Raw genomic sequence first — 19,386 nt, 5'->3', positions numbered from 1 at the left:
CCATGTAAAATAGTAATTGCAAGATTATACAGATATTTCGGCTAAATTAAAAAAATAAAGTAAGAGGAGGTTTCAATTTTGGAAAATAAGATGTTTTGTTATCAGTGTCAGGAAACAGCAGGATGTAAAGGATGTACACAGATGGGTGTATGTGGTAAAAATCCTGAAGTTGCTGCAATGCAGGATTTGCTCGTATATGTTACAAAAGGTCTCTCGGCAGTAACTACAAGACTTAGAGCAGAGGGTAAGAAAGTTTCACAGGATGTAAACCATATGGCAACCCTGAACCTGTTTATTACAATCACAAATGCGAATTTTGATGAAGAAGCTATAATTAAAAGAATTTTTGCAACACTTGAAAAAAAGAGGGAGCTTCTTAAAGAAGTTTCGGATACATCATCACTTCATGAAGCTGCATTCTGGGATAGCAATGACAGATCCGAGTTTGCACATAAGGCTGCAGTTGTAGGTGTACTTGCTACTGAAAATGAGGATGTAAGGAGTTTAAGAGAGCTTGTAATTTACGGTCTTAAGGGACTGTCAGCTTATAGCAAGCATGCAAATGCACTTCTTCAGGACAATGAAGATGTTGATGCATTTTTACAGAGAGCACTTGCATATACACTTGATGATTCACTTACAGTTGATGAGCTTGTAGCCCTTGTACTTGAAACAGGTAAATTCGGAGTTGACGGTATGGCACTTCTTGATAAGGCAAATACGACTGCTTATGGAAATCCTGAGATTACAAAGGTAAATATAGGTGTCGGTACACGTCCGGGTATTCTTATCTCAGGTCATGACCTCAGAGATATGGAGATGCTCTTAAAGCAGACTGAGGGTACAGGAGTTGATGTTTATACACATTCTGAGATGCTGCCTGCAAATTATTATCCTGCATTTAAAAAATATTCTCATTTTGTAGGAAATTACGGAAATGCATGGTGGAAACAGAAAGAGGAGTTTGAGAGTTTCAATGGACCGATCCTTATGACTACAAACTGTATAGTACCGCCTAAAGACAGTTATAAAGACAGGATTTATACTACCGGAAGTGCAGGTTTTCCGGGATGCAAACATATTGCAGGTGATATAGGTCAGGAAAAGGATTTTTCAGAGATCATAGAGCATGCTAAAAGATGTGCGCCTCCTACAGAGATTGAAACAGGAGAAATTATAGGAGGATTTGCACACAATCAGGTATTTGCACTTGCAGATAAAGTGGTTGATGCAGTTAAGTCCGGTGCTATAAAGAAGTTTATAGTAATGGGAGGATGTGATGGACGTGCAAAATCAAGGAATTACTATACTGATTTTGCAAAGGCACTTCCGAAGGATACTGTTATACTTACAGCAGGTTGTGCAAAGTTTAAGTACAATAAGCTGCCTCTAGGCGATATAGGCGGTATTCCAAGAGTTCTTGATGCCGGACAGTGCAATGATTCATATTCACTTGCCGTAATCGCATTAAAACTTAAAGAAATATTTGGGCTTGATGATATAAATGATCTTCCGATAGTTTACAACATAGCGTGGTATGAACAGAAAGCGGTTATAGTGCTTCTTGCACTTCTTTATCTTGGTGTAAAAAATATACATTTAGGACCTACGCTTCCGGCATTCCTTTCACCGAATGTTGCAAAGGTACTTGTTGAAAACTTCGGCATAGCAGGTATAGGTACCGTTGAAGATGATTTAAAGCTTTTCTTTGGAGATGATGTGGCACTTGAGGGAGTGGCAGGCTAGATTGCAGGTTTATTATTTTACAATAACATATTAAATATATATAAAAAAGAGCTGCTTTATCGGAATCGGTAGGCAGCTTTTTTATTTAAAAAAACAAGTATTTTGAAATTGTATTTTAATATTGCATTTTGATATTGTGTTTTGATATTGTCTGCAACCAGGTGCTGTGTTAGAATAGGTCGGGTGGTATGTGTATTTAAGGAAATAAATGGAAAATGATAAGGAAGATTATAATGCGGTACATGCCTGAAATATATTTAAAAAAGATTTAAGGGAAGTAGCGCAAAAGTTCAGGGGAGTAAAATGATAGAAAATATTTCAAATCTGTTTGGTTTTTTAGGCGGACTCGGTATGTTTCTCTATGGTATGAACATAATGGCTGACGGTATGCAAAAGACTGCCGGAGGCAAGATGCAGAAATTTCTTGAGATGCTTACAAATAATCGAATTATGGCTATAATCTCAGGTGCTATTATAACTGCAATAATACAAAGTTCAGGTGCAACCACGGTTATGGTAGTAGGTTTTGTAAGTGCAGGTGTTATGAGCCTTACACAGGCTGTAGGTGTAATAATGGGTGCAAATATAGGTACTACAATTACCTCATGGATAGTTTCAATGAGTCAATTTGGAGATTCGCTTATAGTTATAAATCCGGAGTTTTATGCTCCGCTTTTTATAGGTATAGGTGCACTTATACTTGTATTTTCATCATCACATTCATCACAGAAGAAAAAACTTGCAGGTGAGATTTTAACAGGTCTGGGATTTTTATTTATGGGGCTTAGTCTTATGTCCTCGTCTATAAAGCCTTATACAACCCTGCCTATATTTTCGGAAGCTTTCAGGCTTTTAGGGAATAATCCTTTTCTGGGTATGATGGTAGGTTGTCTGGTAACGGCTTTGCTTCAGAGTTCATCCGCATCAGTAGGTATACTCCAGACACTTGCATTAAACGGTGTTGTAACTGCAAATGCCGCCATATATATTACACTTGGTCAGAATATAGGTTCATGTGTAACTGCGTTGATATCATCTATGGGAAGCAGCAGGACTGCAAAAAGAGCCGCTGCCATACATCTTCTGTTTAATTTGATAGGTGCGGTGATATTCGGTATAGGAGGATTTATACTTTTTTCATTAAATCCCGGATTTGCAGGGAGCAATATAAACTCGGTACAGATATCAATATTCCACACAATGTTCAATCTTACAAATACCGCTTTATTATTTCCGTTTGCAAGTCAGCTTGTAAAGCTTTCGGGTATTATAGTAAGGCATGATGACCAAAAAGAAACTGATATATCTGAAGAAGAATATGAAAGTACTTTAAAACATCTTGATGATCGTATATTTGAGACTCCCGCATTTGCTGTAGAAGCTGCGGTAAAAGAAGTTCTGCATATGGGCGAGGTGGCAACCGACAATGTAAAACTTGCTATGAAGATGATAATGCATAATGATTCCGATGAGCTGGAAAAAGTATTTGCAACTGAAAAAATAATTGACAAGATGCAGAATACTTTAACTGAATATCTTATAAAGGTTGACAATCTTTCGCTTAATGAAGAGCAAAAACTTCTTGTAAACCACTTATTTTATTCAATATCGGATATAGAAAGAGTGGGAGATCATGCTGAAAATCTTGCTGAAAATATAAAATATATGAAGGAAAAAAATATTAAGATCTCGCCTACAGGAGCGGATGATCTTAAAAAAATAAGCGAAAGTGCTTATAATTCGCTGTATTATGCAATAGATGCCAGAAGGACGGGTTCACTTGATTCAGTCAGAAAGGTATGGCAGTTTGAGGATGATGTTGATAACCTTGAGGACGAATTAAGTGAAAAACATCTTATAAGGCTGTCAAAAGGTGAATGTAGCCCTGAAGCCGGTATGATATTTATGGATATATTAAGTAATCTTGAGAGAATATCGGACCATGCGGTAAATATTGCAGGTTATGTAAGAAAAGAAATGTAGAAAACGGTATGAACACCTTGCAGCAATATATTAATCAAACAATATATTGTTAAGAAAGCGGATAGAGCAGATGTTTAAGGCAGTGAGAATAAATTTTAAATATTTATGCCATATAGCATAAAAAAGTATATGGCAGGCAGGCTTTAATATAGTTATTTGTTATATAATTGCCATATTAATATAGTTGATTTTTTATTGATAATCCTGTAAAATTAAGGTACTTAACTAAGATATCACATTAGAAGCAGTGCGTATTCTGTTTCATTGTGATAAGGAACATTTGGTATTCTATTACAAATGATCTTATAAATTATATATTTTTTATTTCCAAGGAGGATTTAGAATGTCAGTAAAAGTTGCAATTAACGGTTTTGGACGTATTGGTCGTCTTGCTTTCAGGCAGATGTTTGAGGCGGATGGGTATGAGGTGGTTGCCATAAACGATCTCACAGATCCTAAGATGCTTGCAAACCTTCTTAAATATGATACCGCACAGGGTGGATTTGCAGGATATTTCGGTGAGGGCAAGCATAAGGTGGAAGCCGGCGAGGACAGCATAACCGTTGATGGAAAGAAAATCACAATATATAAAGAGCCTAAGGCACAGGATCTTCCATGGGGGAAGATAGGTGTTGACGTGGTTCTTGAATGTACCGGATTTTACTGTTCAAAAGAGCTTTCAGAAGCACATATCAAGGCAGGTGCAAAGAAGGTGGTTATTTCAGCACCGGCAGGAAATGATCTTCCTACCATAGTTTTTAGTGTAAATGAAAAAAGTATAAAAAATACAGATAAAATTATATCAGCCGCTTCATGTACTACAAATTGTCTTGCGCCTATGGCGGACACATTAAATAAACTTGCTCCTATACAGTCAGGCATTATGAGCACTATACATGCTTATACAGGTGATCAGATGATACTTGACGGTCCGCATAGAAAAGGAGATTTAAGAAGGGCGAGGGCAGGTGCTGCAAATATAGTTCCGAACTCTACCGGAGCTGCAAAAGCAATAGGACTTGTAATACCCGAACTTAACGGAAAGCTTATAGGTTCGGCACAGAGAGTACCTGTGTTTACCGGTTCCACAACTATACTTTGTGCAGTTGTTAAAAAGGCAGGACTTAAAAAAGAGGATATAAATGAAGCTATGAAAGCGGCAGCTTCAGAATCTTTCGGATATACAGAGGATCAGATAGTATCTTCCGATGTCATAGGTATGAAGTTCGGATCGCTGTTTGATGCTACTCAGACCATGATTTCACATATAGCGGATGATTTATATCAGGTTCAGGTGGTTTCATGGTATGATAATGAAAACTCATATACATCACAGATGGTAAGGACTATTAAATATTTTGCAGAGCTTGCATAATTTGCTTTATAACAGTCGGGACGATGCCGCCGGGCTGGTTTTGATGCATATTACGGGGTCCGGTTCTTTTTGGACCGGACTCTTTTTTTAATAAGGAGGGTAGATATGTTAAATAAAAAGACTATTGATGATTTAAATGATATAAAAGGTCAAAAAGTGCTTGTGCGCTGTGATTTTAATGTTCCTATAAAGGACGGTGTGATACAAAATTATAATCGTATAGACGGTGCACTTCCCACACTTAAAAAACTTCTTGAAAAAGGTGCAAAGCTTATATTATGCTCACATATGGGTAAGCCTAAGGGAGAACCGGTGCGTGAACTTAGTCTTGCACCTGTGGCACCTGCGCTTGCACAAAGGCTTGGAGTTGCAGTGAAATTTGTTTCCGATCCTCAGGTAACAGGTGAAAGTACAAAAAAACTTGCACAGCAGCTCAAGGAAAATGAGATATTATTGCTTGAAAATACCAGATATAGAGAGGAAGAGACAAAATACGGCAAAGATGAAGCGGCGGATAAATACGCAAAAGAGCTTGCAGAGCTTTGTGATAACGGTGTATTTGTAGATGATGCTTTCGGAACGGCACATAGAGCACATTGCTCAAATGTAGGTGTAACTAAGTATTGCATAGAAAATGTAGTTGGATATCTCATGGAAAAGGAGATTAAATTTCTCGGTGAAACAGTCGAAAATCCTGCAAGACCTTTTGTCGCAATACTGGGCGGTGCAAAGGTTTCAGATAAAATAAATGTGATAAATAATCTGCTTGATAAGGTTGACACCCTTATAATAGGCGGCGGTATGGCATATACATTTGCAAGAGCACAGGGTGAGGAAACAGGCAGCTCACTTTGTGAAGAGGATAAACTTGACTATGCACTTGATATGATTAGAAAAGCGGAGGATAAAAAGGTAAAGCTTCTGCTTCCTGTTGATCATGTGGAAGGAAAGGAATTTTCAAATGAAACGGAATTTAAGATTGTTGATCACATTGATAAGGGCTGGTCAGGTTTTGATATAGGTCCTAAAACTATTGAACTTTATAAAAAAGCACTTGAAGGTGCGAAAACAGTGGTATGGAATGGACCTATGGGAGTTTTTGAATTTGAGAATTTTGCAAAAGGAACACTTGAGATATGCAAAGCCGTAGCTGATTTAAAAGATGCCGTAACTGTAATAGGAGGCGGTGATTCCGTAAATGCGGTTAAGAGACTCGGTTTTGCTGATAAGATGACACATATATCAACCGGTGGCGGTGCAAGCCTTGAATTTCTGGAGGGTAAGGAACTTCCCGGAGTATCAGCCGCAGATAATAAATAAACAATAATAATACAGATGGTATTATTAGAATCGTTCAATATAATATTTAAAATTTAATAATTGTAAGATAATATACAGCGGAGGTCATTAAAAGAAAATGCGAAAAAAAATTATAGCGGGAAACTGGAAGATGAATAAAACTCCTGCACAGGCAATTGAACTTATAAAGGAATTAAAGCCTCTTGTTGCAGATGCCAGGGTAGATGTTGTATTTGCAGTTCCGGCAATAGATATAATACCTGCAGTAAAGGAAACGGCAGGAAGCGGCATAGATATAGGTGCACAGAATATGTTCTATATGGAAAGCGGTGCATATACAGGTGAGGTATCACCTGAGATGCTTACGGATGCCGGAGTTAAGTATGTAATAATAGGACATTCTGAAAGACGTGAGTATTTTGCCGAAACCGATGAAACGGTAAATAAAAAGGTAATCAAGGCATTTGAGCACAATCTTATACCCATAGTATGCTGTGGAGAAACACTTGAGCAGAGAGAACAGAAAATTGCAGTGGACTGGATACGCAAGCAGGTAAAAATAGCATTTTTTAATGTTGAAAAGGAAGATGCCAAAAGGGCGGTGATAGCCTATGAGCCTATATGGGCGATAGGTACGGGAAAGACTGCAACTACGGCTCAGGCACAGGAAATATGTTCTAAAATAAGGGAATGTATAGCTGAGATATATGATGCACAAACCGCCTCATCTATACGTATACAGTATGGCGGTTCGGTAAATGCCGGCAATGCGGCTGAGCTTTTTGCACAGCCGGATATAGACGGCGGACTTGTTGGAGGTGCAAGTCTTAAAGCGGATTTTGCAAAAATTGTAAACTATAATAAGTAAACTCTATTCAAATATAAAAAAATTAAGCAGAAAATATAAATAATAAAAACCTGTAACCGTAAAACTAAAACTGAAAGACTAAAGCCGTAAGACTAAAACCGGAAAACTAAAACTGATAAGCAAAAACCCTATGCCGAATTAGCAGCCTGCAGTTTTTAAATTCTGCAAGTAGGAACGAAGCCGCTAACCGGCGATATAAATTAACTACAAGGGGGTACAAAATGGTAAGCTACATATTGAGCTGCTGTTCAACAGCAGATATTTCGGCAGAGCATTACAGAAAAAGGGATATTTCATATATAAATTTTCACTATGAACTGGATGGGGTATGGCATGATGATGACCTTGAAAATGAACGGCAGATTCCTGCTTTTTATAAGGCTATGGCAGATGGAGCCATGACCAGAACTTCTCAGGTCAACGCTGATGAATTTACAAATTATTTTGAAAAAATGCTCAAGGAAGGTATAGATATATTACATATCTGTCTTTCATCAGGAATAAGCGGTGTTTATAATTCAGCCATGATTGCGGCAAATGAGCTTAGAGCAAAATATCCTGAGAGAAAGATATTTATTGCAGACTCACTTACAGCTTCTTCAGGCTGTGGGCTTCTTATGGACAAGCTGGCAGATTTAAGAGACAGCGGTATGGATATTGAGCAGGTTTACAACTGGGTACTTGAAAACAGACTCCGCATACAGTCATGGTTTTTTTCATCAGACCTTACTTATTATATAAGGGGTGGCAGAATATCAAAGGCTGCAGGTTTTGTAGGAACTATACTTAATATATGCCCGCTTTTAAATATTGATGAAGCAGGGAAACTTATACCCAGGTATAAAATCAGAGGAAAGAAAAAAGTAATAAGTGCTATTGCAGAAAAGGTTTTTGAGTTTGCAGAGGGCGGCAATAGTTATAATGATAAATGTTATATATCTCATTCGGATTGTCTGAATGATGCAAAAGAAACAGCGGCATTAATTGAAGAAGGATGCCGCAATTTAAAAGAGCCTGTGCTTATAAACAACATAGGAACCACTATAGGGAGTCATACAGGTCCGGGCACTGTTGCGGTATTTTTCTGGGGAGATAAAAGAGGCTCCTAAATTCTATGAAGTTTAAGGCTTGAGATACTGATTGATAAAATTTTACAGTATTTCAGGTCAATATTTCATGAAATAAATATTTTAAGTTATCAGCCCCATTTTAAATGACGGTTGATAACTTAAATAGAAAACCAAAAGGCACTTCACCGGACTTTAGGTGAGGTGTCTGTTTTGTTTTATTGAAAAGAATATAAAATGAAAATCAACGTGAAAATACCCTTAAAATATCATTAAAAAGTTGGACTACTTAAAACCTATATTATATAATAATGAAAAATAAGGGGAATGTTCCCGTTAATATTAAATGGAGATTCAAGAGGTTTTATAAATCTTCTATATCAGCAAGAAGTGATTACGAGTATGGATGTATTTTAACTACTTATGGAAAAATAAAAAACAGACTTCAAGCAGAGAATATGTCTATATCGGATACTACAGTCAGACCAAGAAAGGATATATATTCATTTGATTATGCTTGTGTTAATGAAGCTGTTTTAAATCCTTTAGTTCATAATGACTGGACTGTTACAGAGCCACAAATTTCAATGTTTCATGATAGGCTTGAGATATTTTCTCATGGTGGATTACCGGGCGGAATGACAAAAAACAATTCTTTGAGGGTATTAGTAAATCTAGAAATGCCACATTGATGAGAATATTTTTAAATATGGGGCTTACTGAACATACAGGACACGGTATTCTAACGATTGTAAATAAATATGGCACAGAAGCGTTTGAAATTGAAAGCAACTATATTCGCTGTACGATTCCTTTTGAAAAAAAGTAATTGTACAAATAGACAATAGAAATGTCGGCTTGAATGTCGGTTTGAAATAATGCTACCGCAATTCCACTGGCTTTAGACGGTGGGTTAAGGTAGCAAAAAATAGATATTTGTGATACCATAACTTAGCGTTATGGGAGTATGGAAATCAAAGAATAGACACAAACATTTATTACAGTATCATATTATTTTTGTATGTAAGTATAGAAAAAAGCTTTTAGTATCAAAAGAAATATCAGATTATATAAAACAATTTTCTTATGAGATATGCACAAAGAGTAATATAATCATAAAATATATGGAAACAGACAAAGACCATATACACTATATGATAGAAACTGAGCCTACAATATCCATAAGTAAAGTGGTTAATCTAATTAAGAGCTATACAAGATATCATATATGGAAAAAGCATATAGAATATCTTAAGAATCATTTTTGGAAAGAACATACATTTTGGACGGATGGATATTTTACTTGTAGCGTAGGAAATGTTTCTGAAGAAATGTTAAAGCAATATATAGAAAATCAAGGGTAGAAAGGCGGGTGAGCTTAATGTTAAAGGCATATAGATATCGGATTTATCCAAACAAAGAGCAAGAAATACAGTTAGCAAAGACATTTGGCTGCTGCCGTTTTGTGTATAATCAAACCCTTGCGTACAGAAACGATGCTTATGAAAAAGAAAAAAAGTCTATCAGTAAAACAGGTTGTAATAATTATTGCAATAGAGAGCTGAAAAAAGTTTATGAATGGCTAAAAGAAGTAGATAAATTTGCTTTAACAAATGCAATTTATAATATGGATAGTGCTTATCAAAAGTTTTTCAAAGAACATGCAGGTTATCCGAAGTTTAAGAGTAAGCACGATAATCATAAATCATATACAACCAATTTTACAAATCAAATCCGGATATATGAATCTACCGGAAGTGTTCCCTAAAAATATAAACTATGTTACGCTTTTGCGTAACTCTTGTTTATATTTTTATCGGGAACCTTCCGGTATGCCAACCGGTATCACATAAGCAAGCTGATTTTTTTTAATATAAATCCATTGTGCAGAAAGGGGGTTTTATGATAAAACAAAGATATAATATAACAGGCATGTCATGTGCGGCATGTTCATCAAGAGTTGAGAAAACCGTATCAAAACTTAAAGGCATAAAAGAATGTAATGTTAATCTGCTTACAAATTCCATGCAGGTAGAGTACGACCGGGACATATTAAATGAGGAAGATATAATAAAAGCCGTTGACAGTGCAGGGTATGGAGCGGAGCCTGTACAGTCTGAAAAAGAGACGGGAAGCAAAAAAAATATAAAAAAATCAGGAAGTGATAATATAAAAAATAATGCTGCCGAAGCGGTAAAGGACATGAAGTCAAGACTTAAACTGTCTGCGGTGTTTTTAGTTATTCTTATGTATATAAGTATGGGTTCAATGATTAAGCTGCCTCAGCCTTCATTTCTCTCAGGTACTGAGAATACATTTGCATTTGCACTTACACAATTCCTTTTAGTGCTTCCGGTAATGTATATTAACCGAAAATATTATATAAACGGTTTCAAAACATTATTTAAATTTTCACCCAATATGGACTCACTTATAGCAGTAGGTTCCGGAGCGGCATTTATACACGGTATTGCCTCTCTTTATGCGATAGGATATGCCATGGCAGATATGGATATGCATCGTCTTATGGATATAAGGATGCATCTGTATTTTGAGTCGGTATCCATGATACTTACACTTATAAGTCTGGGTAAATATTTTGAGACAATGTCAAAATCAAAGACGACTGACGCAGTCAGCAGCCTTATAGACCTAAGCCCTAAGACTGCCAGAGTTTTAAGAGATGAAACTGAAGTAGAAATAAGTGCTTCCGAAATAGAAAAAGGGGATATTGTAATAGTAAGACCGGGTGAGAGCATCGCAGCCGACGGTACGGTCATAGAAGGGAGTGCAAGCATTGACGAGTCGGCAATTACCGGTGAACCCGTACCTGTACATAAGGTTGAGGGCGACAGGGTTATAAGTGCCACAATAAATAAAAACGGTATAATTAAGTTTAGGGCGGAAGCTGTCGGTGATGATACTACAATTGCACAGATTATAGCCCTGGTAGAGGAAGCTTCATCCTCTAAAGCACCTATTGCGGCACTTGCCGATAAAGTTGCAGGAGTTTTTGTTCCGGTAGTTATGGGAATTGCACTTGCTACATTTGTTTTATGGCTTTTGAGCGGACATACAATTACATTTGCACTTTCAAATGCAATTGCGGTACTTGTAATATCATGCCCCTGTGCACTCGGGCTTGCGACTCCTGTGGCAATAATGGTGGGAACAGGTAAAGCGGCATCTTTCGGAGTTCTTATAAAATCTGCACAGGCACTTGAAACCTTACACAGCATTGATACGGTAGTGCTTGATAAGACAGGTACTCTTACTCAGGGTAAACCCGCAGTTACAGATATTATACCCGTGGAAGGTATGGACGAGGGCAAATTTCTGTATATTGCGGCAAGTCTTGAATATGCTTCGGAACATCCTCTTGCAGAGGCAATAGTTGAATATGCGGCTTCAAGAGGTATACAGCCGCAAAGTGTAAAGAATTTTTTAAATATTTCAGGACGGGGTGTAAGTGCAGTGCTTGATGATTCTATTGTAAGAGCGGGAAGTCTTGACAGCATGGAGGAGCTTATTAATAAAGGAGAGCTTAGCTGCGGCGGTTTTAACAGACTTAAAAAAATCTCTGATGAGGCGGCATTATCAGGAAAAACACCTATGTGCATAAGCCTTGATAACAGGCTTATAGGTATAATAGCAGCTGCGGATACTATAAAAGAGGATTCAAAAGAGGCTGTACTTTCTATGAAAAGTAAGGGGCTGTCTGTAATAATGCTTACAGGTGATAATATAAAAACGGCAAAGGCAGTTGCCTCACAGGCAGCTATAGAAGAAGTTATAGCCGGGGTTCTCCCGACTCAGAAGGAAGAAGAGCTAAAAAAACTTATGGAAAAAGGGCATAAGGTGGCTATGGTGGGAGACGGTATAAATGATTCACCGGCACTTGCGGCTGCGGATGTCGGAATAGCAATAGGTGCCGGAACCGATATAGCAATTGACTCGGCTGATATTGTGCTTATGCATTCAAGTCTTAAAGATGTAGTTGCCGCTTTTGAGCTTAGCGGTGCGGTTATAAAAACTATAAAGCAGAATCTGTTCTGGGCATTTTTTTATAATGCACTCTGTATACCTCTTGCAGCAGGTGTATTTTATAAAGGTTTCGGACTCAGTCTCAATCCTATGTTCGGCGCTGCCGCCATGAGTCTCTCAAGCGTATTTGTAGTAACCAATGCACTAAGGCTCAGGGGATTTAAACCTTCAATCAGTGCCTTGTTTAACAGTACGGAACTTGACAAGACAGAAATAAATGATGTAAAAATAAGTGGTACAAAAATGAGTGATACAAAAATAAGCGATATAAAAAAACATGATAAAAATACTAATATAAAGAAAGAAAGAGGTAGTATAATGAAAACTGAACTTAATGTAGAAGGAATGATGTGTGCCCATTGTAAAGCAAGAGTTGAAGGTGAGATAAAGAAAATAAAGGGTGTTTTATCTGCAGAAGCTGATATTGATGCAGGAAAAGTATCAGTTGAGCATGACGGGAATGTAAATGCAGGTATGATAAGTGAAGCTGTGATTAAAGCGGGCTATGAGGTAAAATAATGAGGGCGGATCATGAAACCGTTCTCAGGTAGGGTTTAGAATAGGAAATATTTTATAAAATACAAAAAGCCATTGTTTTTTAATAAAAGCAGTGGTTTTTTAGTATATACGACTGTGCATATTTTAAGTAGATAAAGTTCCTGCAAGAATCTGATATTTGCATTTTGACGTTAATCTTTGTATAATATTATTATAAATTTATGAAAAGTGAGATAATAATGAATACTATAAAAAACAAATTATTTTTTACCTGTGATTACATGGAAGGGGCACACCCGGATATTATTAAGCGTTTAGTGGAAACGAATATGACTCAGTCTGTAGGATATGGCTTGGATGATTTTTCAGAATCTGCAAGAAACAAAATTCGTACAGCCTGCAATACACCCGAAGCTGATGTTTTTTTTCTTGTTGGCGGTACACAAACCAATGCCACTATAATCGGTGCAATTCTTCGTCCCTATCAGGGGGTTATTTCTGCTGAAACCGGACATATAAGTGTCCATGAAGCGGGAGCTATTGAATACGGTGGTCATAAGGTACTTGTGCTTCCTCATCACAACGGAAAAATAAATGCTGATGAAATTCTTAAGTGCATTGAAAGTTACAGACAGGATGGAAACTGTGAACATATGGTTATGCCGGGATTGGTTTATATCTCTCAGCCTACGGAATATGGTACACTTTATTCTAAAAGCGAACTGAAAAAAATTAGTGAGGTGTGTCGTGAAAATCAGATACCTTTGTATCTTGACGGAGCGAGACTTGCTTATGCACTTGCCTGCCCGGAAAATGATGTTACACTTTCGGATATTGCCAAGTACTGTGATGCTTTTTATATTGGAGGAACAAAATGCGGTGCTTTATTCGGTGAGGCGGTTGTAATTCCTAGGCATAACTGGATACCGCATTTATTTTCGATTATAAAGCAAAACGGTGCACTGCTTGCAAAGGGAAGGATCTTAGGTATACAGTTTGATATGCTCTTTACCGATGATCTGTATTACAAGATTGGTACTACAGCCATAGAAGCTGCAGATGTGATTCGTAAAGAGCTTCAAAAAAAGGGTTATGAGTTTGCATTCAGTTCACCTACAAATCAGATTTTTATTATTCTTGATAAGGCAAAGGCGGCTTCTTTATCTGAAAAAGTTGAGATGGGTTTTTGGCAAAATCTTGATAATGACCGTACAGTTATGCGCATTGCCACAAGCTGGGCAACAAAGAAGGAAGATGTTGTTAAACTTATAGAAATACTTTAAGTTAAATGATGATTAAATCATTTTTTAATTAAATGGCTGCGTATAGATATGCCGAAATTTGTATGTGTATGGATATGGCGGAATTTGTATAGGAACAGGCATAAAATACAGGAGTTTTTGTGCTGTAAAGATTTAACCAATATTTCACTCAAATACTATACTGGAAGGTAAAAACAAACTTAGCAAAGACTAACCAATATTAACCAAAGCCTTTATGATTTGAAAAGATGATTTTATATGTAAACCTTACAAAATTATGACTTTAATATGGGCTCTTTTATTAAGAATGTATGTAAGATTTATAAATAAGGGGTTTGATTGGAAACGAAAAGTTAATCTGATATTGACATTTTATATAAAAATTTAAAAAATCACAAAAACATATTTACAAAAACGACAACAATTGATAAAATATAAGCAATGAGATTGTTAAAAAAAACCCTATTAAATATTGAATTTAATAAGTACTGATAAGCAGATTTATACAAGAATTTTAGTTCTAAGTACATTTACAGAATTTATATATTTATTTTATAAGGAAATATTGAATAGATTATAGTTTCCTTAAAGGAAAAGGTTTTATGGCATAAAGCATATATATAAAAGTACGGGTCTTATAATATTAGGCGGTATATTTTAGAGGTATGTTGCAACAATCTTGTATACAAGGCTACAAGAAAACAAGAAGAATATGGTAATAATATGTATACATTAGGAATTGATATTGGCTCAACCACATCAAAGGCAGTGATTTTAAAAGACGGCAGCGATATCATTGCTTCCTCGGTCGTAGTTGCCACAGTCGGAACTGACGGTGTACCTAAAGCGGTAGAGGGCGTAATGGAAGAAAGCGGTCTGGCTATTGGTGATATGAGCTGTACAGTGGCTACGGGCTACGGCAGGCAGACATATGAAGGAGCGGATCATCAGGTAAGCGAACTTTCATGTCATGCACTTGGTGTGTATAGGATCTTTAATGATGCAAGGACAATAATTGATATAGGTGGACAGGATGCAAAGGTACTTGCATTAAATGAACAGGGAAGAATGATAAATTTTGTTATGAATGATAAATGCGCCGCAGGTACAGGACGGTTTTTAGATGTTATGGCAAACATTCTTAACCTCAAGATAGAACAGCTTGAAATTGAAGCTCAGAAATCACAAAATCCCGTATCAATTTCAAGTACATGTACTGTATTTGCGGAATCCGAAGTTATATCACAACTTGCTGCGGGAGCAAAAATACCTGATCTTGTTGAGGGTATATGCAGGTCGGTGGCAGCAAGGACTGCTGCACTTGCCAAAAGGGTAGGTGTTCGTGAAAAGGTATGTATGAGTGGCGGCGTGGCAAGGAATGCCGCTATAAGACGGGCTATGTCAAGGGAGCTCGGCATGGATATTGCTTATGACGAAAAGGCACAGATTATGGGAGCCTTAGGAGCCGCAATTTACGGATTTAGTAAAGTAAAGCAGGGAGAAAATTAGCTTTTATTATTGTTTGTAGAAACAATGATTTAATCATTATTTTATTTAATAATTAATCATATAATCATTATTTCTACGGATATATATAAATATATAAGATACACAAGGAGGAAATTTAAGATGGGAGAGGAAGTTAAAAAGAGTAAACCCGCACCTGATCCTAATTCAGCTAAATTCAAGCTCGGAATGATAGCTGCAAAGGCTTACAGCGATTGTATAGAGGCAAAGGAAAGGGGAGAGCTTGTAGGTTGGTGTGCAAGCAATTTTCCGGTAGAGATACCTGAAACACTGGGGCTTTATGTATGTTATCCTGAGAATCAGGCGGCAGGAATCGCAGCAAGGGGCGGCGGTGAAAGGATGTGTATTGAGAGTGAAAGCGACGGATATTCAAATGATATATGTGCATATGCCAGGATATCGCTTGCATATATGAAGCTTAAAGATGCACCTGAGCAGAATATGCCGCAGCCTGATTTTGTGCTTTGTTGCAATAATATATGTAACTGTATGATTAAATGGTATGAAAATATAGCAAAAGAACTTGATATACCTATGATTATGATAGATATACCGTTTAATCCCGATTATGAGGTTTCTGATGCTATGACTGAATATATCAGGGCACAATTTTGGGATGCGATACATCAACTTGAAAAGATAACCGGTAAAAAATGGGATGATGAAAAATATAAAAAAGTAAAAGAAATATCCGGAAGAAGCAGCAGGGCATGGCTTGAGGCAACGGCTCAGGCAAAGTATAAGCCTTCACCGTTTAACGGATTTGATTTACTTAACCATATGGCAGTTATGGTAACTGCACGTGGAAAAGAGGAAGCTGCTGATGCTATGGAGACTCTCCTTAAGGAATATAAAGAAAACCATGAAAAGGGAGAATCAACATTTAAAGGCGAAGAAAAATACAGGATAATGTTTGAAGGTATAGCGTGCTGGCCGTGGCTCAGGGTAACTTCAACCGCACTTAAGAGTCGTGGTATAAATATGGTTACTACAATTTATGCTGATGCCTTTGGATTTATATATGATGATTTTGACGGTATGTGCAGAGCATATGCAGGTGTACCCAACTGTATGAATATCGAAAAGGCAAGAGATAAGAGGATTAAGCTTTGCAAGGATAATTCAGTTGAGGGGCTTTTAGTGCATACAAACCGTTCATGTAAATTATGGTCAGGATTTATGCCTGAGATGAGCAGACAGGTTGCTGACGCATGTTCTATCCCGCTGACTTCATTTGACGGAGATCAGGCAGACCCGAGGAATTTCTCGGAAGCTCAGTACGAAACAAGGGTACAGGGACTTATGGAAATTATGGAAGCGGTTAAGGAGGGTAGATAGCATGAAAATACAGGAAATACTTGATATACTGCATAATGTTGCAGTTTCACCGGAAAAACAGCTTGAAAAATATCTTGCTGAAAATAAAAAAGTTGTGGCAGTGGCTCCGGTTTATACACCTGAAGAAATAATACATTCTATGGGCATAGTGCCTATGGGAGTATGGGGTGCCGATATGGAGGTCAGAGAAGCAAAAACCTATTATCCGGCATTTATATGTTCAATAATGCAGACAGTGCTTGAGCTTGGTATAAAAGGAAAATACAAGGGAGTTTCTGCAATTGTTATACCTTCGCTGTGCGATTCGCTTAAAACACTTGGTCAGAACTGGAAATATGCAGTAAAAGATATACCGTTTATACCCATGTCATATCCTCAGAACAGAAAGCCTGATTATGGAATAAAATTTACAAAAAGTAGTTATGAGAGAGTTATAAAAGATCTTGAGAAAATCACCGGAAATAAATTCAGTGAAGAAAAGCTTGCTGAAAGTAATAGGATTTATAATGAGCATAATGCTGTTATGAGGGAATTTTCTGAAATTGCTGCTGTTAAAAAAATAAGTGCTTCACAGCGCAATGATGTATTTAAAAGTGCATGGTTCATGCTTAAAGAAGAACATACGGCTCTTGTAAGACAGCTTATAGATGCACTTAAAAGTGAACCTGAGGATAACAATGAATACAGGGTATATGTTACCGGAATACTCGCAGATTCTCCAAGTCTTCTTGAAATATTTGATAAAAATAATTTAAAGATAGTTGCAGATGATGTCGCACATGAGTCGAGGCAGTACAGAACAGATATCCCGGATTCAAAAAGTCCGCTTGATGATCTTGCAGAAAAGTTTGCTGCTATGGATAATTGTACTTTGCTTTACGACAGAGATAAAAAGAGGGTTGATTATATCATAGATGAAGCAAAAAAACATAAAGCAAAAGGTATACTTGTGCTTATGACAAAATTCTGTGATCCGGAGGAATTTGATTATGTGCCTATAAAAAGGGCCTGCGACAAGGCAGGACTTGCACATATAAATATAGAAGTTGACAGACAGATGGTAAACTACCAGCAGGCAGGAACCATGGTACAGGCATTTAAGGAAATGCTTTAGAAATTTATTTTTTCCAGATAAATAATATATATACTATGTTTGTAAAGTTTGATTGATAAAATTTCAACAAAATTAAATTGTTGTAAAATTTGGAGGTATATTTATGATAAAAAAGGATAAGATGCCGGTAACGATCGGTGTAGCTTTCGTGTGGTTTACTACGCAGTTTGGCGGAGGCTTTGCTTCAGGCAACCAACTGAGGACTTATTTTATTAACTTCGGCATATGGGCGTTTTTCACCTGTGTGCTAACGCAGCTCATAGGTGCATTTTATCAGTGGTATGCTCTTAAATATGCTAAAAAACATGAACTTTATGATTATAGGAGTTTCAATGACAGCTTTTACAGATTTAATGATGTTTTTGGAAAAGAAGTTTCAGATATATTGCAGTTTATATTTTCAAACTTATACGAACTTGTATATATAGCTACCATATGTGTCGCACCTGCCGCAGCCTTTGCTACAGGAGTTGGTACTATGAAAAGTGCCTTTGGACTCAATTATTGGATTGGAACCGTATTTACAGGGCTGTTTATATTTACTGTAGCGGTTTATGGAACAAATGTAGTACGCAAGGTCGCATCTACATTGTCGGTTCTTATCGTTGCAGGGCTTATTATAGTATATATACCGAATATAATTGTACAGTGGAATGATATAATAAAAAATATTTCATCCGATGCCGCTTCTCCATCACCTGTGGGTATTTCAGTACTGAGCGGAGTTGTATATGCCGCATTCCAACTGGGTGCCATAGGACTGCTTGTACAACATGCAGGAGCATTTAAAGATGAAAATGATGCAAAGGTTTCAATGAAACAGGGTTTTGCTGTAAATACCGTAGTTTGTCTTATGGCAGTATTAGGTCTTATGGCGATTAGAAACGACCCGTCTTTTCCGAATGCGGATGTACCTCTTCTTATACTTGTAAACAGAGGAGTTGCGACAGCATTTTTAAGACCGGTTATATCTATCCTTATAGTTCTGGGTTCCATATCAACTGCTGTAAATATGATTGCCGGTATGTCAAACAGAGTATGTGTTTCTATTGATAAAAATTATAAGCCTGACGGTAAACCCGGTATTAAAATGATTGCAGTTACATTTGTATTTACGATTTTAGCTTTTGCAATAGCACAGTTTGGGCTTAATAAAATAGTTGCCGTAGGTTATAAATACCTTGGATATTTAACAATACCGGTCATAATGATACCATATGTACTGCATATGATATTAACCGGATTTGATAAACAATAAAAAGGAG

General features: G+C 37.0%; 15 protein-coding genes and 1 pseudogene. All 16 read left to right on the top strand.

The genetic code is table 11. The annotated features are described in order from the left end of the window. Positions 1–78: 78 nt before the first annotated feature. A complete protein-coding gene (gene hcp / locus HMPREF9333_RS01170) occupies positions 79–1,746 on the top strand; it encodes a hydroxylamine reductase (protein WP_040882012.1) in 1,668 nt (555 codons plus the stop codon). Positions 1,747–2,049: 303 nt separating this feature from the next. Then, entirely contained in the window at positions 2,050–3,729 is a 1,680-nt protein-coding gene (locus HMPREF9333_RS01165; RefSeq protein ID WP_005539188.1) for a Na/Pi cotransporter family protein, read from the top strand. A gap of 343 nt (positions 3,730–4,072) precedes the next feature. After that, positions 4,073–5,104 (top strand): type I glyceraldehyde-3-phosphate dehydrogenase, encoded by a 1,032-nt coding sequence (gene gap, locus HMPREF9333_RS01160; protein ID WP_005539187.1) that lies wholly within the window; start codon positions 4,073–4,075, stop codon positions 5,102–5,104. Between the two features lie 105 nt (positions 5,105–5,209). After that, a complete protein-coding gene (locus tag HMPREF9333_RS01155) occupies positions 5,210–6,424 on the top strand; it encodes a phosphoglycerate kinase (RefSeq protein WP_005539186.1) in 1,215 nt (404 codons plus the stop codon). A 97-nt stretch (positions 6,425–6,521) separates the two neighbouring features. Further along, positions 6,522–7,271 carry a triose-phosphate isomerase gene (gene tpiA, locus HMPREF9333_RS01150; RefSeq protein ID WP_005539185.1) on the top strand — a complete coding sequence of 250 codons (750 nt, stop codon included), beginning with the start codon at positions 6,522–6,524 and terminating at the stop codon, positions 7,269–7,271. A gap of 221 nt (positions 7,272–7,492) precedes the next feature. After that, entirely contained in the window at positions 7,493–8,380 is an 888-nt protein-coding gene (locus HMPREF9333_RS01145) for a DegV family protein (RefSeq protein ID WP_005539184.1), read from the top strand. A 269-nt stretch (positions 8,381–8,649) separates the two neighbouring features. Next, a complete protein-coding gene (locus HMPREF9333_RS13130) occupies positions 8,650–9,030 on the top strand; it encodes an ATP-binding protein (RefSeq protein ID WP_242822298.1) in 381 nt (126 codons plus the stop codon). Then, the gene (locus HMPREF9333_RS13715; RefSeq protein WP_408611211.1) at positions 9,030–9,167 is read left to right on the top strand and encodes a hypothetical protein; all 138 of its coding nucleotides are present in this window, start codon (positions 9,030–9,032) and stop codon (positions 9,165–9,167) included. The genes HMPREF9333_RS13130 and HMPREF9333_RS13715 overlap by 1 nt, the downstream gene beginning before the upstream one ends. Before the next feature lie 130 nt (positions 9,168–9,297). Continuing rightward, entirely contained in the window at positions 9,298–9,702 is a 405-nt protein-coding gene (gene tnpA, locus HMPREF9333_RS01135; RefSeq protein ID WP_005539182.1) for an IS200/IS605 family transposase, read from the top strand. A gap of 17 nt (positions 9,703–9,719) precedes the next feature. Beyond that, a pseudogene (locus tag HMPREF9333_RS01130) lies at positions 9,720–10,067 on the top strand (helix-turn-helix domain-containing protein); the annotation flags it as partial. 173 nt (positions 10,068–10,240) lie between these two features. After that, positions 10,241–12,901 (top strand): heavy metal translocating P-type ATPase, encoded by a 2,661-nt coding sequence (locus HMPREF9333_RS01125; RefSeq protein WP_040882011.1) that lies wholly within the window; start codon positions 10,241–10,243, stop codon positions 12,899–12,901. Between the two features lie 218 nt (positions 12,902–13,119). Beyond that, positions 13,120–14,163 (top strand): threonine aldolase family protein, encoded by a 1,044-nt coding sequence (locus HMPREF9333_RS01120; RefSeq protein WP_005539179.1) that lies wholly within the window; start codon positions 13,120–13,122, stop codon positions 14,161–14,163. 702 nt (positions 14,164–14,865) lie between these two features. Beyond that, entirely contained in the window at positions 14,866–15,651 is a 786-nt protein-coding gene (locus HMPREF9333_RS01115; RefSeq protein ID WP_005539178.1) for an acyl-CoA dehydratase activase, read from the top strand. A 120-nt stretch (positions 15,652–15,771) separates the two neighbouring features. Further along, positions 15,772–17,007, top strand: coding sequence for a 2-hydroxyacyl-CoA dehydratase subunit D (locus tag HMPREF9333_RS01110; protein WP_005539177.1), 1,236 nt, complete (start codon positions 15,772–15,774; stop codon positions 17,005–17,007). A gap of 1 nt (position 17,008) precedes the next feature. After that, positions 17,009–18,121 (top strand): 2-hydroxyacyl-CoA dehydratase subunit D, encoded by a 1,113-nt coding sequence (locus HMPREF9333_RS01105; RefSeq protein ID WP_005539176.1) that lies wholly within the window; start codon positions 17,009–17,011, stop codon positions 18,119–18,121. A 103-nt stretch (positions 18,122–18,224) separates the two neighbouring features. After that, positions 18,225–19,379 (top strand): YkvI family membrane protein, encoded by a 1,155-nt coding sequence (locus HMPREF9333_RS01100; RefSeq protein ID WP_005539175.1) that lies wholly within the window; start codon positions 18,225–18,227, stop codon positions 19,377–19,379. The last annotated feature ends 7 nt before the right edge of the window (positions 19,380–19,386 follow it).

The organism is Johnsonella ignava ATCC 51276 (assembly GCF_000235445.1).
Lineage (GTDB): Bacteria > Bacillota > Clostridia > Lachnospirales > Lachnospiraceae > Johnsonella > Johnsonella ignava.
This window is presented reverse-complemented; position numbering and strand designations above follow the sequence as displayed.